29 protein-coding genes are annotated in these 23074 nt (G+C 66.9%); 23 read left to right on the plus strand and 6 right to left on the minus strand.

What is annotated here, in order from left to right; genetic code table 11:
• Positions 1-23: 23 nt before the first annotated feature.
• The 5 genes from sctV to sctW all read right to left on the minus strand — a co-directional run bounded on the left by sctV (position 24) and on the right by sctW (position 4528).
• Positions 24-2129: a type III secretion system export apparatus subunit SctV gene (gene sctV, locus HUK68_RS16470; RefSeq protein ID WP_175505174.1), complete on the minus strand. Its 2106-nt coding sequence runs from the start codon at positions 2127-2129 to the stop codon at positions 24-26.
• A 12-nt stretch (positions 2130-2141) separates the two neighbouring features.
• Entirely contained in the window at positions 2142-2540 is a 399-nt protein-coding gene (gene sctY / locus HUK68_RS16475; RefSeq protein WP_175505175.1) for a type III secretion apparatus assembly chaperone SctY, read from the minus strand.
• A gap of 2 nt (positions 2541-2542) precedes the next feature.
• Positions 2543-2944 (minus strand): type III secretion apparatus assembly protein SctX, encoded by a 402-nt coding sequence (sctX, locus tag HUK68_RS16480; protein WP_175505176.1) that lies wholly within the window; start codon positions 2942-2944, stop codon positions 2543-2545.
• 104 nt (positions 2945-3048) lie between these two features.
• Positions 3049-3423: a type III secretion system chaperone family protein gene (locus HUK68_RS16485; RefSeq protein WP_175505177.1), complete on the minus strand. Its 375-nt coding sequence runs from the start codon at positions 3421-3423 to the stop codon at positions 3049-3051.
• 1 nt (position 3424) lies between these two features.
• Positions 3425-4528 carry a type III secretion system gatekeeper subunit SctW gene (gene sctW / locus HUK68_RS16490; RefSeq protein ID WP_175505178.1) on the minus strand — a complete coding sequence of 368 codons (1104 nt, stop codon included), beginning with the start codon at positions 4526-4528 and terminating at the stop codon, positions 3425-3427.
• A 195-nt stretch (positions 4529-4723) separates the two neighbouring features.
• Here sctW and btc22 point away from each other — a divergent pair, with 195 nt between their 5' ends.
• The 23 genes from btc22 to HUK68_RS16605 all read left to right on the plus strand — a co-directional run bounded on the left by btc22 (position 4724) and on the right by HUK68_RS16605 (position 22084).
• On the plus strand, positions 4724-5023 hold the full coding sequence (btc22, locus tag HUK68_RS16495) for a Btc22 family type III secretion system chaperone (RefSeq protein WP_491523265.1): 300 nt from the start codon (positions 4724-4726) through the stop codon (positions 5021-5023).
• A 19-nt stretch (positions 5024-5042) separates the two neighbouring features.
• On the plus strand, positions 5043-5753 hold the full coding sequence (locus HUK68_RS23435; protein WP_208458672.1) for a hypothetical protein: 711 nt from the start codon (positions 5043-5045) through the stop codon (positions 5751-5753).
• Between the two features lie 17 nt (positions 5754-5770).
• Positions 5771-6463: a hypothetical protein gene (locus HUK68_RS16505; RefSeq protein ID WP_175502334.1), complete on the plus strand. Its 693-nt coding sequence runs from the start codon at positions 5771-5773 to the stop codon at positions 6461-6463.
• A gap of 15 nt (positions 6464-6478) precedes the next feature.
• The gene (locus tag HUK68_RS16510) at positions 6479-6985 is read left to right on the plus strand and encodes a SycD/LcrH family type III secretion system chaperone (RefSeq protein ID WP_175505180.1); all 507 of its coding nucleotides are present in this window, start codon (positions 6479-6481) and stop codon (positions 6983-6985) included.
• The gene (gene sctE / locus HUK68_RS16515; RefSeq protein WP_175505181.1) at positions 6982-8226 is read left to right on the plus strand and encodes a type III secretion system translocon subunit SseC family protein; all 1245 of its coding nucleotides are present in this window, start codon (positions 6982-6984) and stop codon (positions 8224-8226) included. Before HUK68_RS16510 ends, sctE begins: the two co-directional genes overlap by 4 nt.
• A 19-nt stretch (positions 8227-8245) precedes the next feature.
• Positions 8246-9289 (plus strand): type III secretion system translocon subunit SctB, encoded by a 1044-nt coding sequence (gene sctB, locus HUK68_RS16520; RefSeq protein WP_175505182.1) that lies wholly within the window; start codon positions 8246-8248, stop codon positions 9287-9289.
• 12 nt (positions 9290-9301) lie between these two features.
• Positions 9302-9799 (plus strand): hypothetical protein, encoded by a 498-nt coding sequence (locus HUK68_RS16525; protein WP_175505183.1) that lies wholly within the window; start codon positions 9302-9304, stop codon positions 9797-9799.
• Positions 9786-10238: a hypothetical protein gene (locus HUK68_RS16530; RefSeq protein ID WP_175505184.1), complete on the plus strand. Its 453-nt coding sequence runs from the start codon at positions 9786-9788 to the stop codon at positions 10236-10238. The genes HUK68_RS16525 and HUK68_RS16530 overlap by 14 nt, the downstream gene beginning before the upstream one ends.
• Positions 10239-10253: 15 nt before the next feature.
• Positions 10254-10682, plus strand: coding sequence for an EscF/YscF/HrpA family type III secretion system needle major subunit (locus tag HUK68_RS16535; RefSeq protein ID WP_175505185.1), 429 nt, complete (start codon positions 10254-10256; stop codon positions 10680-10682).
• Positions 10679-11476, plus strand: coding sequence for a type III secretion system inner membrane ring lipoprotein SctJ (sctJ, locus tag HUK68_RS16540; RefSeq protein WP_175505186.1), 798 nt, complete (start codon positions 10679-10681; stop codon positions 11474-11476). The genes HUK68_RS16535 and sctJ overlap by 4 nt, the downstream gene beginning before the upstream one ends.
• Positions 11473-12150, plus strand: a complete 678-nt coding sequence (locus HUK68_RS16545) for a hypothetical protein (RefSeq protein ID WP_175505187.1) — start codon at positions 11473-11475, stop codon at positions 12148-12150. The genes sctJ and HUK68_RS16545 overlap by 4 nt, the downstream gene beginning before the upstream one ends.
• A complete protein-coding gene (locus HUK68_RS16550) occupies positions 12120-12761 on the plus strand; it encodes an HrpE/YscL family type III secretion apparatus protein (RefSeq protein WP_175505188.1) in 642 nt (213 codons plus the stop codon). The genes HUK68_RS16545 and HUK68_RS16550 overlap by 31 nt, the downstream gene beginning before the upstream one ends.
• A 29-nt stretch (positions 12762-12790) precedes the next feature.
• A complete protein-coding gene (gene sctN / locus HUK68_RS16555; RefSeq protein WP_175505875.1) occupies positions 12791-14125 on the plus strand; it encodes a type III secretion system ATPase SctN in 1335 nt (444 codons plus the stop codon).
• A complete protein-coding gene (gene sctO / locus HUK68_RS16560) occupies positions 14122-14625 on the plus strand; it encodes a type III secretion system stalk subunit SctO (RefSeq protein ID WP_175505189.1) in 504 nt (167 codons plus the stop codon). The genes sctN and sctO overlap by 4 nt, the downstream gene beginning before the upstream one ends.
• Positions 14625-15239 (plus strand): hypothetical protein, encoded by a 615-nt coding sequence (locus HUK68_RS16565; RefSeq protein WP_175505190.1) that lies wholly within the window; start codon positions 14625-14627, stop codon positions 15237-15239. Before sctO ends, HUK68_RS16565 begins: the two co-directional genes overlap by 1 nt.
• A gap of 20 nt (positions 15240-15259) precedes the next feature.
• Complete coding sequence (sctQ, locus tag HUK68_RS16570; protein ID WP_175505191.1) at positions 15260-16390, plus strand: type III secretion system cytoplasmic ring protein SctQ; 1131 nt, start codon at positions 15260-15262, stop codon at positions 16388-16390.
• Positions 16387-17034 (plus strand): type III secretion system export apparatus subunit SctR, encoded by a 648-nt coding sequence (gene sctR / locus HUK68_RS16575; RefSeq protein ID WP_175505192.1) that lies wholly within the window; start codon positions 16387-16389, stop codon positions 17032-17034. Before sctQ ends, sctR begins: the two co-directional genes overlap by 4 nt.
• A 65-nt stretch (positions 17035-17099) precedes the next feature.
• Entirely contained in the window at positions 17100-17369 is a 270-nt protein-coding gene (gene sctS / locus HUK68_RS16580; RefSeq protein ID WP_175505193.1) for a type III secretion system export apparatus subunit SctS, read from the plus strand.
• 20 nt (positions 17370-17389) lie between these two features.
• Positions 17390-18199: a type III secretion system export apparatus subunit SctT gene (gene sctT / locus HUK68_RS16585; RefSeq protein ID WP_175505194.1), complete on the plus strand. Its 810-nt coding sequence runs from the start codon at positions 17390-17392 to the stop codon at positions 18197-18199.
• Positions 18196-19242 carry a type III secretion system export apparatus subunit SctU gene (gene sctU / locus HUK68_RS16590; RefSeq protein WP_175505195.1) on the plus strand — a complete coding sequence of 349 codons (1047 nt, stop codon included), beginning with the start codon at positions 18196-18198 and terminating at the stop codon, positions 19240-19242. Before sctT ends, sctU begins: the two co-directional genes overlap by 4 nt.
• A 12-nt stretch (positions 19243-19254) precedes the next feature.
• Entirely contained in the window at positions 19255-19656 is a 402-nt protein-coding gene (locus HUK68_RS16595; RefSeq protein WP_175505196.1) for a type III secretion system chaperone, read from the plus strand.
• A 27-nt stretch (positions 19657-19683) separates the two neighbouring features.
• Entirely contained in the window at positions 19684-21738 is a 2055-nt protein-coding gene (sctC, locus tag HUK68_RS16600) for a type III secretion system outer membrane ring subunit SctC (protein WP_175505197.1), read from the plus strand.
• Positions 21686-22084, plus strand: a complete 399-nt coding sequence (locus tag HUK68_RS16605; protein WP_175505198.1) for a L,D-transpeptidase Cds6 family protein — start codon at positions 21686-21688, stop codon at positions 22082-22084. Before sctC ends, HUK68_RS16605 begins: the two co-directional genes overlap by 53 nt.
• Positions 22085-22161: 77 nt before the next feature.
• Here the strand turns inward: HUK68_RS16605 and HUK68_RS16610 are convergent, their stop codons facing one another.
• A complete protein-coding gene (locus tag HUK68_RS16610; protein ID WP_244146362.1) occupies positions 22162-22788 on the minus strand; it encodes an RNA polymerase sigma factor in 627 nt (208 codons plus the stop codon).
• Positions 22789-23074: the final 286 nt, after the last annotated feature.

Raw genomic sequence — 23074 nt, forward strand, 5'->3', positions numbered from 1 at the left:
GGCTCGCAGCGCGTGCCGCGTACTCACAGGTCCACCCTTGCCAGCGGCTGGATGTTGATCTCCTGCGTGAGCTCCTGGTACGACAGCACCGGCAATTCGTACAGGTCCTGCTCGATCATCTTGCGCAGGTAGCGGCGGATGTCCATCGAGGTCAGCAGCACCGGCTTCTGCTGGCTCGCACCGATATCGCCGACGGTCTTCTTGATGTTCTCCACGAGCGCCTTGCTCACCGCGGGATCGAGCGCCAGATAGCTGCCCGCCGACGTCTGCCGGATCGCGCCGCGCACCGTGTCCTCGACGCTTGGCGCCAGCAGGTAGGCAGGCAACAGGTTGTTGCCGCTGGAGTACTTGTTGCTGATATGGCGCTTGAGCGTGGAGCGCACATACTCGGTCAGCAGCACCGAATCCTTTTCCTTCTGGCCCCACTCAATCAGCGACTCGAGGATGGCGCGCAGGTTGCGCACCGAGATGTCCTCCGAGACCAGGCGCTGGAGGATTTCCGCGATCTTCTGGATCGGCAGCACGCGCGTCGATTCCTTGACCAGATCGGGAAACCGCCCTTCCATCGCGCTGAGCAGGAAGCGCGTTTCCTGGATGCCGATGAAGTCGGCCGAATATTTCTTCAGCACGAAGGCCAGGTGGTAGGTCAGCACCTGGCTGGTGTCCATGACGCTTATGCCGGCCCGGCCCAGCGTCTCGCGCAGCGCGCCGTCGACCCACAGGGTCTCGATATGCGGCAGGAACTTGCGGTCGCTTTCGTACTTGACCTGCATGGCATCGAGATTTGCCCGGGTCTCGCGCGCCAGCAGATAGCCCGGGCGCAGCCGGCCCTGCGACACCGGCACCTCCGACAGCATGATGTTGTAGCTCTCCGCCGGCAACGCGTCATTGAAGCGCAGCTGGATGCCGGGGAAAGGCACGCCCAGGTCGAAATACAGCGCGCGCCGGATCTTCAGCAGCTCCTCATTGAGCACCTCGGCATCGAAGCTCGACTGCAGCGCCGAGGCCACATCCATCATCAGCGGCACCGTCGGGGCGAACTCCTCGCTGCCGTCGGCCTTGGGCTTGGGCTTCTCCCCGGCCGGCTGCATTGCCGGCACCTCGGTCACTTCCCCGGTTTTCTCGTTCACCACGCGGCGCGTGCCGCGGATGATGACGAAGCCTATGCCGCCGATGATCACCGCCAGCACCAGGAACACCGTCAGCGGCATGCCCGGGATCAGCCCCATGGCCAGCGCCACGCCGGCCGCGATCAGCAACGCGCGCGGCTGCGCCAGCACCTGCGCGCCGATGTCCTTGCCGACGTTCGACGGGCCGTCGCCGGTCTGCACGCGCGTGACGATCATGCCCGCGCAGATGGCGATGAACAGCGCCGGAATCTGCGCGATCAGGCCGTCGCCGATGGTCAGCACCGAGTAGGTCTTGGCGGCATCGGCGGCGGTCATGCCGCGCTGCATGGTGCCGATCACGATCCCGCCCAGCAGGTTCACGGCCACGATGATCAGCCCGGCAATCGCATCGCCCTTGACGAACTTCATCGCGCCGTCCATCGCGCCATACAGCTGGCTCTCCTTCTCGACGACGCCGCGCCGGCGCTTGGCCTCCTCCATGTCGATGGTGCCGGCGCGCATGTCGCCGTCGATCGCCATCTGCTTGCCCGGCATCGCATCGAGCGAGAACCGCGCCGCCACTTCGGCCACGCGCTCGGCGCCCTTGGTGATCACCACGAACTGCACGATGGTCAGGATCAGGAACACCACCAGGCCGACCACCAGGTTGCCGCCCACCACGAAGTTGCCGAAGGTATCGATGATGTGGCCCGCATCGCCTTGCAGCAGGATCAGCCGGGTCGTGGCGATGGAGATGCCCAGGCGGAACAGCGTGGTCACCAGCAGCACCGAGGGAAACGACGAGAACGCCAGCGGCGATGGCAGGTACATCGCGACCATCAGCAAGATGGCCGAGATCGTCATGTTGATGCCGATCAGCGCGTCGACAAGCCAGGTCGGCAGCGGCAGGATCATCATGAAGATGACCGCCACCAGGAAGAACGCCAGGATCAGGTCATTGCGGCTGGTGGCCAGCTGGACCACGCGCTGCAAACGGGCAAAGGCAACGGACTGCGACATGGGGAAAACCGATCAGTACCGCGCGGAAGAAGGGCCGGCTGTTGCCGCGGCAACAGCCACCGGCAACAGGCCGATATAGGCGCGCATGGCGCTTGCCGCCTCGTCCGCGCGGTCGAGCGCCTGCAGGGCCTGGGCCCGCACCAGATGGAACTGCGCGTCCATGGCGCCGAGAATCGCCAGCCGCTCGAGCACCTCGAGGGCCTTGCGCGGCTTGGCCGAGCGCACCCAGGCCAGCGCCAGCGTCAGCAGCGCGCGCGGATGGTCGGGCGCCAACAGGCCGCGTGCCGACAGCAGCACGGCGGCCTTGTCGGGCAGGCCATGCTGCAGGTAAATGTAGGCCAGCAGGTCGATGAACTCGAGGTTTTGACCGGCCTCGGATACCGGCCCGGGGGCGTGTGCGTTGGCTGCCATCATCACCCCTGGTACAGCGCGCTTCGGTACATATGCTCCAGCTCGCGCAGGCTGGACTCCTCGTTCAGCAGTCGTACGGCACGGTTCAATACCCGCGACTGCTCCGAGCCATCGCCAGCGCTGCCGGCCGCGGCGCGCAACTGCACCAGCGCATTGCCCAGGGCCTCGCGAAAACGCCCCGGCAGCAGCAGGTCGCGGTTGGCGATCGGCGGGCGCAGGGCCTGGTCCAGGCGGCTGTCCATCGACGGCTTTTGCAGCAGCTGGTCGAGGTGAGCGCGCACGCCGGTATCTGGCGGCGGCGCTTCGCTGCGTTCCGGCATGGGTGCGGCATTTTCCTGGCGCGCATAGGTGATGGTCTCTATGCCCCGATCAAGAACCAGGCTGGGGAGGCGAATATCTGCCATGGGCATGTCCTTTGTGTGGCGTAGGAGACTGTGGCAGACGCTCCATGCTCTGCATGGGTAACAAAATGCCGGTACAGGTTCCTGATGGCGGCGGCGTTGCGGGCCTAGCGCAACTGCGCCAGCCAGGTCTGCAGATGGCCGCCGAGGCGGTGCACTTCGCGCGCATTGAGCCGCTCCAGCGGCAGGCGCGTGCCGGCCACCAGCCACTCACCCTGGGCCGTCTGGCGCCAGCCGATCTGCACCGGATCGGCAGCCGTCTCCGACTGCGCCACACGCTGCATGCCCTTGAAGACCAGACGCGCCGTGTCGAACTGCACCGGCTCGGCGTAATGCAGCACCACCTCCTCGCCCTGCATCGAGGCCCCCAGCAGCGCGCCTGATGCGAGCCGCAGCTGCACATCTCCGCTGGCACCGGGCTCCAGCCCCTGCAGGCCGATATCCCGGCCGAATTCCGCAAGCACCTGCTCCAGCTGTCGCATATCAATACTCCTCAAGATCGATGGCCTGATCCAGCGCTTCCTGCGCGGCGGCAAACACCGCCTGGCGCTGGTCGGCGTCGATGAACACCTGCACCGGCATCTCGCGCAGCAGCGCCTTGACACGGGTCAGGAAGTGGATCTGCGGCGCGGGCGTGCCGGCGCCGCAGGTCGTGCTCAGGCTTGTGAAGCGCTGCGCCGACACCCACTTCTCGGCGCTGACATCGACCAGTCCGCGCATCAGTACCAGCGGCGACATGCTCGAGACGCCATGCTTTTGCGCCAGCTGGGCCTGCAATTCCTTGCAGCCATCGAGCACCGTGACGGTCACATTGAGATGGAACAGGTCCTGCACCAGGCTTTGCAGGCGCGCCGGCTCGCACGACGGGCGCGCGGACGACAGGTCCTGGCCCAGGGCCTGCGTCAGGCGCTGCAGCCCGGCGCCGAAATCCTTGTCGCCAAAGCGTTCGAGCGCCATCTTCAGCGTCGCCGCCAGCGTCGATTCGCCCAGCACCACATCGCGGTAGGCGGCCTGGAAATGGGCGATGTCGATGCGCTGGCTGCCGGCCTGCCTGGCGGTGCCCACGGTGTTGATGTCGGCGCGAATGGCCGGGCCGTGCGACATCTCCAGGTCCTGCAGCGACTCGCGCAGGGCTTCGAGAATGTCTCCGGCCACACCCTCGCGCTCGCCCTGCTGCAGCGCGTATTGCAAGGCCATGAACTGTTCGGTCGGCCCGCTGAACGCTTCGCGCGCATGCTGCGCCGGATCGCCCATGCCCGACAGCATGCGCTTGGCCAGGTGCACCAGCTGCTCCGGGTCCTCGCTGGCCTGGGCCGCGTCCATATAGGCCATGATGGCCTCGGCGCCCATGATCTCCAGCGACCGTACGGCCTCTTTCTTGCGCTCCGAGGAATGCTTGCTTTCCGCCTTCTCGGCGTGGTGCATGCTGATTTCCTCGGCGGCGTCGGACAGCATCGAGTCGACTTCGTCGACCTGCACCTGCTGGCCCGCAAACTGCCCGACCGCGGCCTGGCTGTTGCCGCCGGCACGGCTTTGCAATCCGGTGCCGTCAAACGACGAGGTATTGAAGGATTCGACTCTGGTCATGTCAGTGGCGAGTGAAGGGCCGGCAAGCGCGTGCCGTGTCTTGTCTGTAACCCCGGGCCGCACTTCGTTCCGCGCGCGCAAGACACCGCGGCATATTTACCGGGAACTTGGCTTCAGACGCAGTTACTCAACGGGACAAGACAGGGCGCAGCAAGCGCCATTGCGTTCACCCGTTGATTTTTCAGGAGCGTTGGCATGGCCACCCAAGATTCCACCGAGAGCCTCATGGCCAAGGCCCAGGCTTTGATCGAAAAGGTCCAACGAGACCTGGAATCAGGCGATCAGCAAATCCGCAACCAGGGGCTGGATCCGCAGAAGGTGCGCACTACTTTGCAGGACCAGCTGACGCCGCAGGCCAGCGCTGAAGCACGCGCAGCCTTTGAAGCCGACATGGCCGCCGTCGACCAGGAAGTCGGCGAGGAACGTGCCCGCGCCTCGTTTGCCACGCCGGCCAGGAGCAGTGGCGGCCCGCGCCGGCCGCGCTCCATGATCTGAACCACAGGAGGACTCTCCCATGAGCGACGTCAGTGCCGTCTCCTTCGTGTCGAGCGCGGCCCAGCTGGAAGGACTGGATCTGGAAACCGCGCTGATGTCCGTGCAGAGCCAACGCGCCAATCTGCTCGAGGCACAGCTCGAGGGGCAGTTGAAGGAAGTGCAGGAGCGCAACGCGCAGATCGGCAAGCTCAATGAAGCCCTGGGCGCCGCGCGCGAACTTTCGGCACGGTTCTCCGAAAAGGATGGCTCGACGAAAAAGTTCTCGGAACTGATCGACAGCGAAAGCAAGGCCATCGAAAAGACAGATAGCTGGAAAGCCGAGGCCAAGTCCATCAAGGACAGCTTCAGCAAGGAAGAACTCGAGATCTACAACGCGAAAGATTTCGCGGTGCAAGACACCTTCGGAAAAGAAGGCTTGGAGAGAAAACAGCTGCTCGCTGCCAAGCTGACCGTCCCCGACGACCGGACCGTCACCGGCCAGGGGCTCGAGAAGCTCGCGAACGCCGCCAGCGCCGCTGGCATCAGCTTCGACGTCAATAACAAAGGCGAGCTGGAGAAGGCCATTGAAAACCTCAAATCGATGATCGACACGCAGAGCAACAGCCAGCAGATGGACATGCTGCGCCTGCAAAGCCTGTCCAACAAGCGCAACGAGGCGTTTGACACCATGACCAACTTCGTCAAGAAGATGCAGGACAGCCGCTCCTCCATCATCGGCAACATGCGCTGAGTCGCGAGGAACTTTCCATGCAAATCCAGGGATCAAGCAGCGTCGCAGGCATGTCCGTGCAAGGCATGGACATCGAGACCACGCTGCTGGCGGTACAAAGCCAGCGCGCTTCGCTGCTGGAAAACCAGCTGCGCGGCCAGCTGGAAACGGTGACGGCCAAGAACGACGCCATCAGCCAGGCCAATGAACAGCTCACCGCCAAGCGCATCGAACTGGCGGCGCTCGAGGCCAGCAATGCAGGCGGCGAGGCCAGCCCCAGCGACCTCAAGCTGCTCATGCAGCAACTGGAGTCGGTAAGCAATTTCAGCGGCGGGGACGACAAATGGATCGGACTGGGCCAGGGCTGGGGCCAGGATGGCGGCGCTGCATCGAATGAACTGCTGACGCGCATCAAGGACCTGGGACTTTCCAATCTCGTCGAACCGAAGGACATCGATGCGAACGGAACGATGGACGCGACCGGCGCCACCATCAAGGACTGGATGACGCAGATCAAAGCCATCCAAGACCGGTCCGCGAATATCGCCACCCTGAAGGTCGACATGGAAAACCTCAAGACCGGCATCGACTCTTTGAGCAACGCCCAGCAGATGGACATGCTGCGCCTGCAAAGCCTGTCCAACAAGCGCAACGAAGCCTTCGACGTGATGACCAACTTCATGAAGAAGATGCAAGACAACCGCTCCGGCATCATCGGCAACATGCGCTGAAAGGAACCCTGCGCCATGACCACCGCTTCGACACCGTCCCTTTCCGAGCAGGCGCTGGAACTGCTGAGCCATGGCACCGGGCTGGGCGACATCATGGGCTACGGCGACACCGAATACGAAGCTATGTACGCGCTGGGCCACAACCACTACAGCCAGGAGCGCTACCTCGATGCGGCCAAGTGCTTTGGTTTTCTGGTGGCGCACAACACCATGGAGCGACGCTACCTGAGCGCCTACGCATCCACGCTGCAGATGCTCAAGCGCTACCGCGAAGCCATCCAGTACCACTCGGTCGCCTCGGTCATGGACCTCGAAGACCCGTTGCCGACCTTCCATACCGCGGAATGCTTCTTGGCGCTGGAGATGCACGAGGAAGCGCGCCAAGCCCTGGATCTGGTGCTGGCGCAGTGCGACAAACCGCATTGGCACGTGCTGCGCCAGCGCTGCGAAGCGCTGCTGGCATTGCTCGCTGATGCGGTCAGCGACAGCTCCCGATCGCAGGCGAAGGAGGGACCGCAATGAACCAGATTGCCAGCGTCGGCTCGCCTTTCACGCCGGGAGCAGCGTCGCTGTCGCCCCTCCCCGGCACGGCAGAGCCCTTGGCCGCCGGTGTACACGCCCTCGACAGCGCCGAATTGCTTGGCAACCAGGCCAAGGCCGGCCAGGGCGGCGCAGCAGCAGCAGCAGCAGCAGCGTCGGCGGCGCTGATCTCCAATGCCAATGGCGCGCCCAGCATCGGCAATATCGCCATCAATTTCTCGGCCGAAGACCTGTCGGCGGCACTGCTGGTGCTGCAGGGCGAGACCCAGGACGCCCAGTTGCGCACCGCCAAGGAGGGGCTGGGCGTGACGCGGCTGAAGATGGAGGAGAACCACAAGAAGTCGCAGGAGAAGATCGACACGTGGATCAAGAAAGGCGAAAGCGCGGCCGCCAAGGGCAAGCTGGGCGGCATTTTCAGCTGGATCGGCAAGCTTGCCTCCTTTCTCGCCACGGCCATTGCCACGGTGGCGCTGGCCGTTGCCACGCCGTTCACCGCCGGCGCGACCGCGCCGCTGCTGGCGCTGGCCATCGTCGGCCTGGTCGGCTCCACCATGAGCCTGGCCTCGTCGATCAGCCAGGCCGCAGGCGGGCCGCCGCTGGAGATCAGCACCCTCATGACCAAGGCCTGCTCGGTATTCCTCAAGGCCGTGGGCGTGCCCGAGGAAAAGCTCGAGGCCGCGAGCCGCGTCATGGCCGGTGCGCTGGGCTTTATGACCGGCGCGATGCTGGCCGATCCGCAACTGCTGGGCGGCATGGTCTCCTCCGTCGCCCAGTTGACCATCACCGACCAGAACAAGGCGGCCATCGTCGGCCTGGTCTTATCGACGCTGGCCTGCGTCGCGTTGTCGGTCGTCACCAGCCTGGCCACGGGCGGCGCGGGCGCGGGCAAATCCATTGCCGACATCACCAAGAGCATTCCCCAATTGGCCCAGGTCGCCCAGCACGTGGCCGGCGCGACATCGAGCCTGAGTTCGATGGCGGCCGCCGGCGTGGGCATCGGCATAGCCGTCGACGAACACGCCGCTGCATCGGCACAGGTCGACAGAAAGCTGTTTTCCGCGCTGCTGGTCAAGCTGCAGGCGCAGATGGAAGAAGACCAGGAGCTGATCAAGAAAGTCGTCCAGGAAATCCAGGACGCATTCAACGTGGTCTCCCAGATGGTCGCGGCCGCGGGAGCAAGCCGCCTGCAGATTGCCGCCAACCTTGTCCGCGTCACAGCCTGAACAACCGAAAGCCCAACCCATGTCCAACATCGACTCGTCCATTCGCCAGGCGGCCTACCAGCCCGGATTGGCTGAGGAAGCCGCGCTGGCGGCCCGCGGCAAGAAGACGGCGCAAGCTGGCACGAGCCTGGCAAACGTGGCCCATTCCCAGGCCGAGGCAGCGCGCACGCTGGCGTCGGTTGACGCCTTCAAGACCACCGGCATGCAGCGGGCTACGGTCGGTGCGGCCTCAGTGGCCGCACAGGGGCAGTTGCGCAGCGATCTGGCGGCTGCCGAGGCCCATCAGTCGGTCGACATCTACGCCATCATGGGCCTGATACAGAAGTCGGCGCAGGAGATGCGCAATGTCAACCGAGAGATACGCGCCGGTGAACTCGATGCCCAGGTCGGCGAGTTTCTGAGTGCGGCCGACGACATGCAGGAAGCTGCCACCTTCCGCCTCGCCGCAGGCATAGTCCAGGGCTCGGTGCAGATGCTCGCGGCGGGTGCGCAGGCCGTTGGCAGCATACGCGCCGCGCAGAAATCGGCGCAGGCCATGAATCCGCAAAGCCAAGCCGCGCAGCTCAAGGACAGCGCCCAGAAGATGAACGACAGCGCCGCGAAATTCACCACCGAGGCCCAAGACCTGCGCACCCAGGCCGGCGTCGCCAAGAGTCGCACCACAGTGCAAAACCTGCAAGCCAAAGCGCAGGCGGCGGAGGGCAAGGCCGACTACCTGCGCACCAATGCGCGCTCCATGGACAAGATGGTGGCCGACAAGCAGGCGCAGGTGGACGGGTTCAATGAGAGCGCGCGCAGTCTCAGCAGCAACGGGGACACGGCCGGCAAGCTCCTGGGCGGCCTGGGCGAGATCGCCACGTCAGGTTTGAAATTCGCCGCCGACTCCGCCGATGCCAGCGCCCGGCGCCATGAGGCACGCGCCAAGCTGCATGAATCGGCTTCGGCGGGCGCCAATGAAATGATGCAGCAGATGATGGACGTGATTCACGATGTCAAGGACAAGCTGGACTCCATCGACCAGTCGCGCATTGAAACCACCCGCGACATCGCCCGCAATATCTGAGCCGGGCCCGCGATGACCTCTTCCCACACCAACGACACCGCGCATCGCCTGGCTTCCCTGGTGGCCTGCTATGTCGGCGACCTCGAGAAGCTGCCCGGCAGCCAGCGCCTGAGCCAAGACAGCCTGGCCACGGTCTATGCCATGGCCTGCACCCTGCTGCAATCCGGCCAGCTGCCGCAGGCCAGTGCCTACTTCTCGTTCCTGCTGCTGTACGCGCCCACGCACCCCGACTACCTTTGCGCGCGCGCCAGCTGTGCCTTGCAGGAAGGCGATCCCGCCCTGGCAATGGACCTGCTGTCGCTGGCGCTCTATGTGAAGCCCGAATCCTGTGCCATCGCGCTGGCGCTGGCCGAAGCCATGGTCGGCGCCGGTGCCAATGAAGGCGCACGCCCGCTCCTGCAGCAGATCCTGCGGCTGGCCGCGCTGCCCGCAGACGCGACCGTGCGGGCACGCGCCGAACTGCGGCTGCAAACCCTCCAGACGGAGCCCGCGTCGCATGCAGCCTCCTGACAAAGGCGACGTCCAGCTGCTCATCCAGGTCGGCTTTCTTGCCGCCGGCCGGGGGGACGTGGCCGCGGCGCTGCGCATCTTCGAGGCGCTGGCCGTGCTGCGCCCTGAGCAGGCATTTGCATTTGTCGGCCTGGGCAGCGCGCTGATGAATGCCGGGCGCGCCGGCGAAGCCGTGCAGCGGCTGCAGGCCGTCAGCCTGCCGCCCGGTGCCGAAGCGGACATGCTGGACAGCTTCAAGGCCTTGGCGCTGCAGCTTGCCGGCCGCCACAGCGAAAGCCGTTCCCTGCTGCGCCAGCTGGTGCTGCGCGCAGGCTCCGTTGCACGTTCGCCAGGCGCCCGGCTGGCTGCGCGCCTACTGGGCGAAGCGTCCGACAAGCCGCCCATACCCGCAGGCGCAGCGCCCTGGCGGCCGGCGCCGAGGGCCGTCCCGTTTTCCTGATCCCGAGGAACGTCCATGGAAATCATCACCGGCCCTGTTTCCGCCCCGCCGCAACGCCTGGCGGCCAGCGTCACCGCCCCTCCTGATGCTGCGGCAACGGAGCGCTTCTCGACGCTGATGGCGCCCTCCGCGGCCGAGTCACCGGGGGCAGTTGCGCAGAGCATCCCCGCGGTGGACGTGCAGGCCCTGGAGCCTGCTGCCGCCAAAGCCCCGGCCAATCTCGGCGACCGCATCCTCAGCGGCACGCAGAACATGTCCGATGAATTCCGCAGCAGCTGGGCACGGGTGTACGAGATCCTGCGTGCCCAGAACCCGGAACTCAGCATGCAGGACATGTTCAAGCTGCAACTGCATCTGACCCAGATGTCGGTGCAATACGACATGTTCGGCAAGGCCGTGAGCCGGGCCACCCAGAACTTCGACCAACTGGTACGCGTGCAATGAAGCTTCGATTGAATACGCCGCAATGGCTGATGTGCTGGCTGCAAGCAGGCGTTCTGGGCAGTTGCCTGCTGCTGGCCGCGTGCGGCGGCCGGGTGGACCTGATGGGATCGATTGCCGAGGAGGAGGCCAACGAGGTGCTGGCAGCCCTGATCAAGGCCTCGATCCCGACCGAAAAAGTCCCGGGCAAGGAGGGCATGGTGGGCGTGCGCGTCGCCGCCGGCGATGTCGGCCGCGCGCTGGAGGTGCTGCGCGACAACGGCCTGCCGCGCGAGCGCTTTGCCGGCATGGGCCAGGTGTTCAAGAAGGAGGGGCTGATCTCCTCGCCGCTCGAGGAGCGTGCGCGCTACATCTATGCACTGTCGCAGGAACTGTCGAACACGCTGTCGAAGATCGACGGGGTGCTGGCGGCGCGCGTGCATGTGGTGCTGCCCGAGCGCGGCACGGCCGGCGAGACCGGCGTGGCATCGACGGCCGCGGTGTTCATCAAGCACCAGGACGGCTACAACCTCGAGATCATCCAGCCGCAGATCCGGCGCCTGGTCACCAACAGCATTCCCAGCCTGACCGCCGACCGCGTATCGGTGGTGTTCGTCGCCTCGCAGGCCCGTCCCGGCGCGGCGCCCAGCACGGCTGCTCAGGCCTCGGTCTGGGGCTTCGCGGTGCCGCCGCAGTCGGCCTCGGGCCTGGCGCTGCTGGTCTGGTCGCTGGCCGGCCTTGCCGCGCTGTCCCTCGCCGCGCTGGGCTATGGCGGCTGGCGCTATCGCCAACGCTTCCTGGAAGCCGCCGCCCCGTGACCACATCCACACCCGCGCTGTGGTCGGCACCACTGCTGCGCTTCAACCTGCTGCCCAGCCACAGCCTGCATGCCACCCGCGCGGCCCTGTGGCTGCCCGGCCATGACGCGCCCGCGCTCTGGCTGCAACGGCCCGCGGTGCAGCGCCACTGGCACCGGCGCTGGTCGCAGCTGCTGCTGGCGCGGCTGCAGCAGGATGCCGAGCCGGTACGCGACCTGGCCCACCCGGCCACGCCGCTGGCGCTGGCCAGTCCGGCGCTGCTGCACGGCTGCGCGCGCCATGCGGGACTGGTGCTGCTGGGCAAGCATCTGCGCCAGCGCATCGCGCGCGCCGAAGTGCGGGCCGCGCAGCAGGCCGTGGGCCGTGCCGCGCTGGACTGGGTCAGCCGCGAGGGCGCCGCGCTGCATCCCGGACTGAACGATCCCCTGCCCTGGGTGGCCGAGGGCCTGGCCGAGGGCGCCGACCGGCTCGGCGCCGGCCTGCTGGCGCAGGCCTGGAGCGATGCGCCCGCGCCGCTGCGCCGCCGCGCCGACTGGAAGCTGCCCCTGGACGCCGAATCGCCCGCATCCCGCGATGCCAGCGGCATGACGCCCGTGCAGGCCCGCCAGCTGTGCCTGCAGACCCTGCTTTTCCTGGAGCCCGAATGGCTTTCCTACTTTCCCGCGATCCACTGACGCCGCAGCGTACGCTGGCGGCCCGCATGGCGCCCGGCACCCGGGTCGTGACGGCCGCGCAGATGGCGGCTTGGTCCGAGGCCGAGGGCCTGATCGCCGCCGCCCGCGCGCAGGCCGATGCCATCGTCGAAGAAGCCAGGGCCGCCTACCAGCGCGAATGCGAGCGCGGCCATGCCGACGGGCTGGCCGATGCGCAGATGGCGCAGGCCGAGAAGATGATTGAAACCGTGGGCCGCACGGTCGACTACTTCGCCCAGGTCGAAGCCGACATGGTGGCGCTGGTGATGGGCGCGGTGCGCAAGATCATCGAGAACTACGATGATGCCGAGCGCGTGCTGATCGTGGTCGGGAACGCGCTGTCGGTGGTGCGCAATCAGAAGCAGATGACGCTGCGCCTGCACCCGCAGCAGGTCGAGGTGGTGCGCGCGCGCGTCAACGACCTGTTGCTGTCGTATCCGGGCGTGGGCTACCTGGATATCGTGGCCGACGGCCGGCTGGGACTGCACGCCTGCATCCTGGAAAGCGAGATCGGCCTGGTCGAGGCCAGCATCGACGGCCAGATCCAGGCGCTGGAGAGAGCCTTCCAGAAAGTGCTGGGCAGCCGCGTATGAGCACCCCGTTCAAGCCCGGCGTGCGCGCGCTGCGCCAGTTCGACTACATCGCCGAGATGATGCAGCTCGCGCTCGACGACGCGCCGATGCTGCAGATCAAGGGCCGCGTCACCCAGGTGGTCGGCACCATCATCCGCGCCGTCGTGCCGACGGTCAAGGTCGGCGAGGTCTGCGTGCTGCGCAACCCCGGCGAGGACTTCGAGATGAAGGCCGAGGTCGTGGGCTTTGCGCGCGATGCCGCGCTGCTCACGCCGATCGGCGACATGTACGGCATCTCGGCCGCCACCGAGGTGATTCCCACCGGCCGCGCGCATCTGGTGCCCGTGGGCTTCGGCCTGCTGGGCCGGGTGCTCGACGGCCTGGGCCGCCCGCTGGACGAGGCCGAGCGCGGCCCGCTCGAAGCCAGCAAGTTCTACCCGGTGTTCGCCGAGGCGCCCGATCCGCTCAAGCGGCGCATCATCAACCAGCCGCTGGAGCTGGGCGTGCGCGCGCTGGACTCGGTGCTGACCTGCGGCGAAGGCCAGCGCATGGGCATCTTCGCGGCCGCGGGCGGCGGCAAGTCGACGCTGATGGGCATGCTGGTCAAGGGCGCCGACGTCGACGTGACCGTGGTGGCGCTGATCGGCGAGCGCGGGCGCGAGGTGCGCGAATTCCTCGAGCATGAACTGGGCGAGGAAGGCCGCAAGAAAAGCGTGATCGTCTGCGCCACCAGCGACAAGTCGTCGATGGAGCGTGCCAAGGCCGCCTATGTCGCCACGGCCATTGCCGAGTACTTCCGCGACCAGGGCAAGAAGGTGCTGTTCCTGATGGATTCGGTCACGCGCTTCGCGCGCGCGCAGCGCGAGATCGGCCTGGCCGCGGGCGAGCCGCCGACGCGCCGCGGCTACCCGCCCTCGGTGTTCGCCACGCTGCCCAAGCTGATGGAGCGCGTGGGCATGAACGACAAGGGCTCGATCACCGCGCTCTACACGGTGCTGGTCGAGGGCGACGACATGACCGAACCGATCGCCGATGAGACGCGCTCGATTCTCGACGGCCACATCGTGCTGTCGCGCAAGCTCGCCGCCTCCAACCACTATCCGGCCATCGACGTGCTGGCCTCGGCCTCGCGCGTCATGAACGCCGTGGTCACGCCCGAGCACAAGCGCATGGCGGGACGGCTGCGCGAGCTCATGGCCAAGTACGAGGAAGTCGACCTGCTGGTCAAGATCGGCGAATACAAGCGCGGCGGCGATCCCACCACCGACGAGGCCATCGACAAGATCGAAGCCATCCGCGCCTTCTTGCGCCAGCGCACCACCGACCTCTCGCGCCTCGATGAGACGCTGCAGGCCCTGGAGCAACTGCTCGGAGGCCGGCGATGAAAATGCTGCGCGACCTGCTGGCCATCAAGCGCTTTCGCGAAGGCCAGGCCGAAACCGCCATGCGCCAGCAGCGCCAGGCCTGGCTCGAGGCGCAGGCCGAGCGCCAGGCAGCCGAGGAGCTGCTGGCCCGGCTGCTGGCCGACGGCGTGCTGGCCGAGCAGCGGCTCTACGAGGACCTGTGCTCGCGCCTGGTGCGGCTGCGCGATATCGACAACGTGCATCAGTCCGTGGCCGCGCTGCGCCAGCGCGAGCAGCAGCAGCAGGATGCGCTCGAAGCCGCGCAGCAGGCGCTCGATACCGCGCAGCAGGCGCTGGACCAGGCGCGCAGGATGCACAAGGAGGCAGCGCGCCAGACCTCCAAGTTCGTCGACCTGGCAAGCTCGTTCGCGGCGCTGGATGCGCTGGAATCCGAGCGCCGCGAAGACCTGGAAATGGAAGAAGCCGCGAGCGTGGTGCGCGAGCGCGAGGACTGGCATGCAGACGACGCAGGACACACCTGATGCGCACTGACCGACCCATCCATCTCGACGTGGGCGTGCCCTCGGGCAATACCTTCGACGCCCAGCCCGACACCGCCGGCCATGCCGACAGCCGCAGCGAGCAGCAGCTGGCCGACCAGGGCCGGGCCTTGCGCGAACTGCTGTCGCAGCAGCGCGGTGCGGCCAGCGCCGCGCCGGCCGATAGCCCGCCTGCCAGCGCCAATCCCGCGGGCACTACCAGCAACCCGTTTGCGCTGTTCGGCCCGGCAGCGTCCGCGGCCGATGCGAAACCCGCGTCCCCCGTACCGGACGCGCCGCCGGCAGCACTCGAACAGGCGCTCGATCGCATGGCCCGGCGCCTGCTGGTCGGCGACGGCAGCAACGGCCGGCGCGGCGTGCAGATCCAGCTGGACTCGGCCGAACTGCCGGGCGTGGTCGTCGACATCTTCGAGGAGGCTGGACGGCTGCTGACGCGCTTCACCTGCAGCCAGGAAAGCGCGCGCGAGCGCCTGTGTGCCGGCGCCCGCTGGTTTGCCGACCAGTTGGCCGGGCGCCTGCAGCGCGATGTGCGCGTGCAGGTGCAGACCGACGACCCGGAAGATCCCTGCCTGCTGCAGGTCGATGCCGACCATTGAATTCTCTGCCCTACCTTCCGATGTCCTCCTCTCCTGCCTCCCCTTCCCCCTGGGCCCCGCTCGCGCTGTCGCGCAACGAGGCGCAGGCATACACCGCGCTGGCCCAGCGCGCGCTGGCCTTGCCGCTGCACTGCGCCGGCGGCGACTGGCAGGGGCGCCTGCACCCGGTCATCGCGCCGGCTTGGCCCGCTGCGGCCCCCGGCGACACCTTTGCCAGCATCGAATGGGCGGGCGCGCTGCTGCAGCTGCAGCTGCCCGCGGCGGCGGCGCAGCAATTGCTGTCGGCGCTGCTCGATGGCGCGGCCCTGCCGGAAATGCCCGCCGACATGCAGGCCGCGACGTTCGAAGCCGCACTGGGCGAGCTGCTCGCACGGCTCGAAGCACTGGGGCGCGGCGCGCCGCGCATCGTCGCCACCACCATCGGCCAGGCGCCCGCGGCACTGCCGCATGCGTTCGCCTGGCGGCTCGATGCCGCGACCGGAATGCAGGCCCTGGCCGGCATGCTGCGCACCGACGGCCTGGGCCTGCTGCTGCTGGCCGGACTGGTGGCAGGCCTGCCTGCACAGGACGGCGCGCTGGCCAGCGACGCCCTCCAGGTGCAGCTGCACCTCGACATCGGTTACGCCCGCCTCGAAGCGCGCGAACTCCAGCAGCTCGCGCCCGGCGACGTGCTGCTCATGGAACGCAGCTTCCTGGCGGGCGAACGCGTGCTGTGGCTGCAGGCCCCGGGTGCCGGCGGACTGCATGTGCAGCTGCCGCCGCCGGACGCCGCACCCCATGCCCCTTTCCTCACCGTCGTCCAATCCTGGACCCATGCCATGCCCGACCTCGACACTCCGCTGCAAGACGCTGCAGACCTGCTTGCCATCCCGGTGCGCCTGTCCTTCGACCTGGGCGAGATCACGCTGACGCTGGCCGAACTGCGCGCGCTCCAGCCCGGCCAGGCCATCCGCCTGGGCCATCCCGTGGCCGGCGCGGTGCGCATCCGAGCCAACGGCGCGCTGGTCGGCGAAGGCGAGCTGGTGGAAATCGACGGCCACCTGGGCGTGGCGCTGCGCCGGCTCGCGCCCCCAAGCCGCGGCCCCGCGGATGGCCGCCCCGCCGATGGCCGCCCCGCGGATGAGCCCGCCGAGGCGGCGGAAGAAGAATGACCAGCTTCGATCCGATCACGCTGGCCGTCGTACTGGCGCTGATGGCGCTGATGCCGACGCTGGTGGTGGTCACGACCTCATTCCTCAAGATCGCCGTGGTGATGTCCCTGCTGCGCAACGCGCTGGGCGTGCAGCAGATGCCGCCCAATCTGGCGCTGTACGGCATGGCGCTGATCCTGTCGGTCTATGTGATGGCACCGGTCGGCATGCACATGTTCGACCGCGTCACGGCCCAGCCCGACGCGCTCAAGAGCATTCCCGCCCTGGTGGGCGGGGTGCGCGACGGCGCCGAGCCGCTGCGTGAATTCATGCTCAAGAACAGCCGTACCGAGCAGCGCGATTTCTTCGTGCGCACGGCGCAGCGCATGTGGGGCCCGCGCCTGTCCGAAGGCATGAGCGAGCGCGACTTCATCGTGCTGATGCCGGCGTTCGTGGTCTCCGAGCTCACGGCGGCGTTTCAGATCGGCTTTCTCATCTACCTGCCCTTCGTCGTCATCGACCTGATCGTCTCCAACATCCTGCTGGCCATGGGGATGATGATGGTCTCGCCGGTCACGATCTCGCTGCCGCTCAAGCTGTTCCTGTTCGTGATGGTCGACGGCTGGTCGCGCCTGATCCAGGGGCTGGTGCTGACCTATGCCTGATGCCGCTCGCCCCGAGCCTGCGCAAGCGTGCGCGCGATCCAGAACCTAGCCGTAAAGGACCCCTGATGCAAACCGTCGATGTTGTCTCCTACTTCACGCAGGCGCTGTACCTGGTGCTCTGGCTGTCGCTGCCGCCGATCATCGTCGGCTCCGTCGTCGGCACGCTGTTCTCGCTGTTCCAGGCGCTGACCCAGATCCAGGAGCAGACGCTGTCCTTCGGCATCAAGCTGGTTGCCGTGTCCCTGACGATCCTGCTCACGGCGCGCTGGATCGGCGGCGAGATGTTCAATTTCACCGTGCAGATCTTCGACGCACTGCCGGCGCTGGGCCACTGAACGGCGCGCAAGGGAACCCCATGGAGCTGCCGGTTACCTATGAGCAGGCCACGTCTTTCATCAAGGCACTGGCCCTCACCCAACCGCGAATGCTCGCCATGTTCATTGCCCTGCCGCTGTTCAACGCCCAGCTCATTCCCGGAATGCTGCGCTTTGCCGTGGCAGGCGCTCTGGGGCTGGTGATGGTGCCGGCGCTGGCCCCCATGGTCACGGCTGCGGCCCTCGACCTGTCGCCGGCCGCGCTGGTGCTGCTGATGGTCAAGGAGGCTTTCATCGGCTTCGTGATCGGCTACCTCGCGGCCATTCCATTCTGGATTTTCGAAGCCGTCGGATTTCTCGTCGACAACCAGCGCGGCGCGAGCATCGCCGCCACGCTCAATCCGCTGACAGGCAATGATTCATCGCCGCTGGGCATCCTGTTCAACCAGGCCTTCATTGTCTTTTTCCTGATCAGCGGCGGCTTCTCGCTGCTGCTGGGCACGCTCTACGACAGCTTCGCGCTATGGAGCGTGCTGCAATGGCGGCCCGAGCTGCAGCCCGAGTCCGTGCCGCTGCTGCTGGGACAGCTCGACCGCCTGGTGCGCATGGCGCTGCTGCTGGCCGCGCCGGCGCTGGTGGCGATGTTCCTGGCCGAGTTCGGCCTGGCGCTGGTGAGCCGCTTTGCACCGCAGCTGCAGGTGTTCTTCATGGCCATGCCGATCAAGAGCGCGCTGGCCATGCTGGTGCTGATGCTCTATGCGGCGTCGCTGTTCGAGTACGGCGCCGAGCATGTGCTGTCCGTGGGGCAGATCCTGCCGTGGCTGCGCAGCCAGTGGGGGCCCGGCGGATGAGCGAAAAGACCGAACAGCCGACTTCCAAGCGCTTGCGCGACTCGCGCAAGAAGGGCGATGTGGCCTACAGCAAGGACTTCACCCAGACGCTGCTGATCCTGGCGATCTTTGGCTACCTGCTCGGCAACAGCGGCCGGATCGTCGAGAGCCTGGCACAGATGATCCTGCTGCCCGGCACGCTGCTGCGGCTGGAATTCCATGACGCGGCCAACACCCTGGTGACCGAAGTGCTGAGCACCGCCGCCTGGACCGTGCTGCCCTTCCTGGGCATCGTGCTGGGCGTGGGCATCTTCGCCGATGCCATGCAGGTCGGCCTGCTGTTCGCGTTCGAGAAGCTCAAGCCTTCGGGCAAGAAGCTCAATGTGCTGGCCAACGCCAAGAACATGTTCTCGAAGAAGAACCTGGTGGAGTTCCTCAAGTCCTTCCTGAAGATCGCCATCCTGTCGAGCCTGCTGGCCACGCTGATCCGCGACGCCATGCCGATCCTGACCAGCATTCCCCAGGCCGGCCTGCCCGGGCTCGGGCAGGTCATCGCCACGCTGCTCAAGACCATGCTGATCCACATCGGCCTGGCCTACAGCGTGATCGCGCTGGCCGACTTTGTCTGGCAGCGCTTCAACTACCGCAAGGGACTGATGATGTCCAAGGACGAGGTCAAGCAGGAGTACAAGCAGATGGAGGGCGACCCACACATCAAGCACCAGCGCAAGCAGCTGCACCAGGAGATGCAGCAGCAGGGGGCGGTGCAGAGCGCGCGCAGCGCCACCGTGGTGGTGACCAACCCGACCCATCTGGCCGTGGCCCTGCGTTACGACGAAGACGAAACACCGCTGCCGCTGATCCTGGCCATGGGCGAAGGCGCGCTGGCCCAGCGCATGAAGGAGGCGGCACGCGAGGCCGGCGTGCCGGTCATGCAGAACATCCCGCTGGCCCGGGCGCTCACGGCCCAGGGCGAAGCCGGCCAATTCATTCCCTCCGAACTGGTCGAGCCCGTGGCCGAAGTGCTTCGGTTGCTGCAGCAGTTCGACCCTCCCCAGCCCTGAAGGCCCTGCCCCATGCCCGCCCCCCACTCCGCGGCCACCGCCGCCCTGCTTGGCCGCTTTGCGGACCAGTACGACATTCCCATGGCGCCCGATACCGGCACGCTGCAGATGCTGGTCGACGACCAGTACGCGCTGCGGCTGCGCGCGCTGCCCGGCGAGGGCATCATGCTCAGCGCCAAGCTCAAGCCGCTGCCGCTGCCGGGCCCGGTCCGAGACGAGCTGCTGCTGGCCTTTGCGCGGCTGGCCTGCGGCACCATGAAGGAGCAGCCCACCACCTGCAGCGTCGACTCCCGCGAACGCGCGATCTGGCTGCAGCTGTGCGCAACGGCCCGCTCGGTGCATGACATCGACGAGGCCGTGGGCCGATTCGTCAACTCGCTGGCGTTCTGGTCCAAAGCCAGCCGGTCCCTCTGAATGCGGCCTTCCTGGAGTTCCCTGCCTATGTCCCTGCCTGCTCTCGTTGCGCTGCGTCCTGGCGCCCGCGCCTGGCCCCGGCGCGCGCTGCATGCGCTGGCCTGCGCCGGCCTGTTGGCCGCCACCTGGAACACGGCCCGGGCCGCGCCTGCGCCCTGGACGGAAGCGCCCTACAGCTACTATGCCGAAAATGCCGCGATGGCCCAGGTGCTGGGCGACTTCGCCAGCAGCTTCAGCCTGTCGCTGGATCTGTCGCCCCAGGTCACGGGCAAGGTCCAGGGCAAGTTCAACAGCGCCAGCCCGACGGAGTTCATCGACCGGCTGGCCGGCGTCTACGGTCTGACCTGGTTCACCCATGCCGGCACGCTGTACGTGGGCCGCACCACCGAGGTCACCACGCGCAGCATCAGCGCCGGCGGCGGCAACATCGCCACCGTGCGCCAGGCACTGCAGAGCCTGGGTGTGCTCGACGCGCGCTTTGGCTGGGGCGAACTGCCCGAGCAGGGCATTGCGCTGGTGTCCGGCCCCGCGCCCTATGTCGCGCTGATCGAGCGCACCATGGCCCAGCTGCCAATGATGGCCGGCGGCCAGCAGGTGGCCGTGTTCCGCCTCAAGCACGCCTCCGTCGACGACCGCACCATCCTTTACCGCGACCGCCAGATCACCACGCCGGGCCTGGCCCAGGTGCTGCGCAACCTGATCGGCGGCCAGGGCGGTGGCGCGGGGGTGAACAATTCCCTGCTCTCCTCGGTGGCCGCGGGCCCGGGCCTGCCCGCCATGGCCGGAGCGGCGAACACCGCAGGCATGTCATTCGACCCCAACAGCTCGGGCCTGCCCACGGGCCCTTTCGCCTCGCCCAACGGCACCGCCAACCCCACGGGCGCGCAGACCGCAGCCAATGGCGTGCAGAAAGCGGCGGGAACGGCCACGACGCCTCTGAGCATGCGCAGGCTCGCGCCGTCGATCCAGGCCGATTCGCGGCTCAATGCCATCATCGTGCAGGACACCGCCGAGCGCATGCCGCTGTACAAGAGCCTGATCGAGCAGCTCGATGTCCCCTCGCCGCTGATCGAGATCGAGGCCATGATCATCGACATCAACTCCTCGCGCCTGGACGAGCTGGGCATTGCCTGGAGCGCGCGCCGCGGCGGCACCGTCGCCGGCTTCGGCTCGATGACCCCGCGCGGCGACGGCAACGACCTGGTGCTGGGCGCGGTCTCGCGCGCGGCCTCCGTCGACCCCACGAGCCTGGTGGTGAGTTCGGGCAATTTCCTGATCAACCGCATCCGCGCGCTCGAGAGCACGGGCGAGGCGAACATCCAGTCGCGGCCATCCATCCTCACCATCGACAACATCGGCGCGCTGCTCGACCTGTCGGAAACCTTCTACGTGCGCAGCATCGGCGAGCGCGTGGCCACCGTCACGCCGATCACGGCCGGCACCACGCTGCGCGTCACGCCGCACTACGTGCAGCGCCCCGACGGACCGGTGATCCAGCTCGATGTGGACATCGAGGACGGCCAGATCCAGGAGACCCAGAGCGACACCCTGCCGCGCGTGCGCCGCAGCGTGGTCAGCACCCAGGCCATCGTCGGCGAAGGCCAGACGCTGCTGATCGGCGGCTACAAGAGCACCCAGTCGACACGCGATATCAACAAGATCCCCGGGCTGGGCTCGCTGCCGGTGCTGGGCATGCTGTTCTCCAACAAGTCACAGAACCAGCAGTCCAGCGAGCGGCTGTTCATGATCAGGCCGCGTCTCGTGACCCTGCCCGGGGGCATGGCCGCCGATGTCCAGGCGCTGCGCGAGCCGCCTGCGGCTGCAGCGCCGCTGCCCATTCCCCCCCTGCCGCCGCCGCTGCCCGCGCAAGCGCAGCCCGAAGCCTCCGCGCCCGCGCTGCCCGCAGCGCCGCCGCTGCGGCCGCCTGCGGCCCCCTCCGAACCCGTTGGCGCCGCGCCCGAAGCTGCTCCGGTTGCGGTTCCGGTTCCGGTTCCGGTTCCGGTTCCGGTTCCGGCTGCGGTCCCGGTCGATGTCCAGGCAACCGGTGCCGAGGCGCCGGCCACCGCCCCCTGCTGCGTCTGAGGTCACAGCCGCTCAGGCCGTCAAATCAGCGGTTCAGGACTGGGCCGCGGCCTGGCAAAGCCTGGACATCCCGCGCTATCTCGATGCCTACAGCGACGGATTCACGCCGGCCAATGGCGCCACCCGCGCGCAGTGGGAGCAGGGTCGCCGAGCCCGGATCACCGGCAAGCAAAGGATTACCGTCACGCTGCAGCAGCTGGAATTGTCCCTCGACGGCGAACAAGCCACCGCGAAGTTCCAGCAGATCCATGCGGCTGGCGATCTGCGGTCCACCCCGCGCAAGAGGCTGTCGATGCGCAACGAAGGCGGCAGCTGGCGCATCGTGCGCGAAAGCACCGGCAGTTGAGGTGGTGGGGGGCGCCCCCGGCTAGGCGCCCCCGGCTAGGGGCGCCCGGCTAGGGACGCTCTCGCGAAAGCCGGGAGTCAGAAATCGAGTTCGACGCCGCGCGCCTTCAGCTTGGCACGCAGTGCTGCGCGGGCGCGCGAGAGCCGGCTGCGCACCGTGCCCACGGGGACCGTCAGCAGCGCCGCGGCCGACTCATAGGACATCTCATCGACGGCAACCATCAGCAGGATGGATCGCATGCTCTCGGGAAGGTCCCCCAGCGCCTGCTGGAGATGCCGCATGCGTTCCGACTGCTCCGCCTCCTGTTCCGGCGCCAGCGCGTCGCAAGCCACATCCGCCAATACCGATTCATCGGTGAACTCGTAGCGCCGGTGCGGGGCGCGCGACAGGTGGTTGCGCACCAGGTTCATGGCAATGCCGTAAAGCCAGGTGGAAAGCTCGGATTGGCCGCGGAACGAGTGATAGGAGCGTACGGCTTCGAGGAACGCCTGCTGGGCGAGATCCTGGGCGTCGCTGGAATTGCCGATATTCTTGATGATGAAACGGTACAGACGCGTGCCGTGGGCTTGCACCAGGGACTGGAACAACTCATCGCGCTGGGCCATCGATTGCTCGTCCAGCGCGGGCTGAGCTCCATTTTCTCCGGGCGTATCCGACTTCAGAGAATTGTCATTCCATGCATGCAGCGTTGTTTCGTCAATCATATTGGCCACCGCCTGTGTACAAATTAAAAATGCACTCTTACTTGCGTAACCAATTCTTACATGCGAATTATTCTTTGTATACACAGAAAAAATACCAATATTTCATCACCCTTTGCTTTTACGTATTTTCATTGATAAATCTACTGGATATTAAGTAGAAAAACAGGCATTTCGCGAATGTTCAAATGCCATTCGCACCATTAAATCCTGCTTTTCAACATAGGTATTGGTTGCGACAAGCGAGCCTGAAAGGCCTCGCAAGCGCGAAAGATGAAAGCACCCGCGG

This window comes from Comamonas antarctica (assembly GCF_013363755.1).
Lineage (GTDB): Bacteria > Pseudomonadota > Gammaproteobacteria > Burkholderiales > Burkholderiaceae_C > Comamonas > Comamonas antarctica.

Bases quoted from the DNA above. Each gene is read 5' to 3' on its own strand.
- sctU (WP_175505195.1), top strand. From the start codon at position 18,196: ATGAGCGAAAAGACCGAACAGCCGACTTCCAAGCGCTTGCGCGACTCG.
- sctW (WP_175505178.1), bottom strand. From the start codon at position 4,528: ATGACCAGAGTCGAATCCTTCAATACCTCGTCGTTTGACGGCACCGGA.
- HUK68_RS16505 (WP_175502334.1), top strand. From the start codon at position 5,771: ATGCAAATCCAGGGATCAAGCAGCGTCGCAGGCATGTCCGTGCAAGGC.
- btc22 (WP_491523265.1), top strand. From the start codon at position 4,724: ATGGCCACCCAAGATTCCACCGAGAGCCTCATGGCCAAGGCCCAGGCT.
- sctB (WP_175505182.1), top strand. From the start codon at position 8,246: ATGTCCAACATCGACTCGTCCATTCGCCAGGCGGCCTACCAGCCCGGA.
- sctV (WP_175505174.1), bottom strand. From the start codon at position 2,129: ATGTCGCAGTCCGTTGCCTTTGCCCGTTTGCAGCGCGTGGTCCAGCTG.
- HUK68_RS16535 (WP_175505185.1), top strand. From the start codon at position 10,254: ATGGAAATCATCACCGGCCCTGTTTCCGCCCCGCCGCAACGCCTGGCG.
- HUK68_RS23435 (WP_208458672.1), top strand. From the start codon at position 5,043: ATGAGCGACGTCAGTGCCGTCTCCTTCGTGTCGAGCGCGGCCCAGCTG.
- sctR (WP_175505192.1), top strand. From the start codon at position 16,387: ATGACCAGCTTCGATCCGATCACGCTGGCCGTCGTACTGGCGCTGATG.
- HUK68_RS16510 (WP_175505180.1), top strand. From the start codon at position 6,479: ATGACCACCGCTTCGACACCGTCCCTTTCCGAGCAGGCGCTGGAACTG.
- sctT (WP_175505194.1), top strand. From the start codon at position 17,390: ATGGAGCTGCCGGTTACCTATGAGCAGGCCACGTCTTTCATCAAGGCA.
- sctC (WP_175505197.1), top strand. From the start codon at position 19,684: ATGTCCCTGCCTGCTCTCGTTGCGCTGCGTCCTGGCGCCCGCGCCTGG.
- HUK68_RS16605 (WP_175505198.1), top strand. From the start codon at position 21,686: ATGTCCAGGCAACCGGTGCCGAGGCGCCGGCCACCGCCCCCTGCTGCG.
- HUK68_RS16525 (WP_175505183.1), top strand. From the start codon at position 9,302: ATGACCTCTTCCCACACCAACGACACCGCGCATCGCCTGGCTTCCCTG.
- sctS (WP_175505193.1), top strand. From the start codon at position 17,100: ATGCAAACCGTCGATGTTGTCTCCTACTTCACGCAGGCGCTGTACCTG.
- HUK68_RS16530 (WP_175505184.1), top strand. From the start codon at position 9,786: ATGCAGCCTCCTGACAAAGGCGACGTCCAGCTGCTCATCCAGGTCGGC.
- sctY (WP_175505175.1), bottom strand. From the start codon at position 2,540: ATGGCAGCCAACGCACACGCCCCCGGGCCGGTATCCGAGGCCGGTCAA.
- HUK68_RS16595 (WP_175505196.1), top strand. From the start codon at position 19,255: ATGCCCGCCCCCCACTCCGCGGCCACCGCCGCCCTGCTTGGCCGCTTT.
- HUK68_RS16565 (WP_175505190.1), top strand. From the start codon at position 14,625: ATGCGCACTGACCGACCCATCCATCTCGACGTGGGCGTGCCCTCGGGC.
- sctQ (WP_175505191.1), top strand. From the start codon at position 15,260: ATGTCCTCCTCTCCTGCCTCCCCTTCCCCCTGGGCCCCGCTCGCGCTG.
- HUK68_RS16485 (WP_175505177.1), bottom strand. From the start codon at position 3,423: ATGCGACAGCTGGAGCAGGTGCTTGCGGAATTCGGCCGGGATATCGGC.
- HUK68_RS16550 (WP_175505188.1), top strand. From the start codon at position 12,120: ATGGCTTTCCTACTTTCCCGCGATCCACTGACGCCGCAGCGTACGCTG.
- sctJ (WP_175505186.1), top strand. From the start codon at position 10,679: ATGAAGCTTCGATTGAATACGCCGCAATGGCTGATGTGCTGGCTGCAA.
- HUK68_RS16610 (WP_244146362.1), bottom strand. From the start codon at position 22,788: ATGATTGACGAAACAACGCTGCATGCATGGAATGACAATTCTCTGAAG.
- sctX (WP_175505176.1), bottom strand. From the start codon at position 2,944: ATGGCAGATATTCGCCTCCCCAGCCTGGTTCTTGATCGGGGCATAGAG.
- sctE (WP_175505181.1), top strand. From the start codon at position 6,982: ATGAACCAGATTGCCAGCGTCGGCTCGCCTTTCACGCCGGGAGCAGCG.
- sctO (WP_175505189.1), top strand. From the start codon at position 14,122: ATGAAAATGCTGCGCGACCTGCTGGCCATCAAGCGCTTTCGCGAAGGC.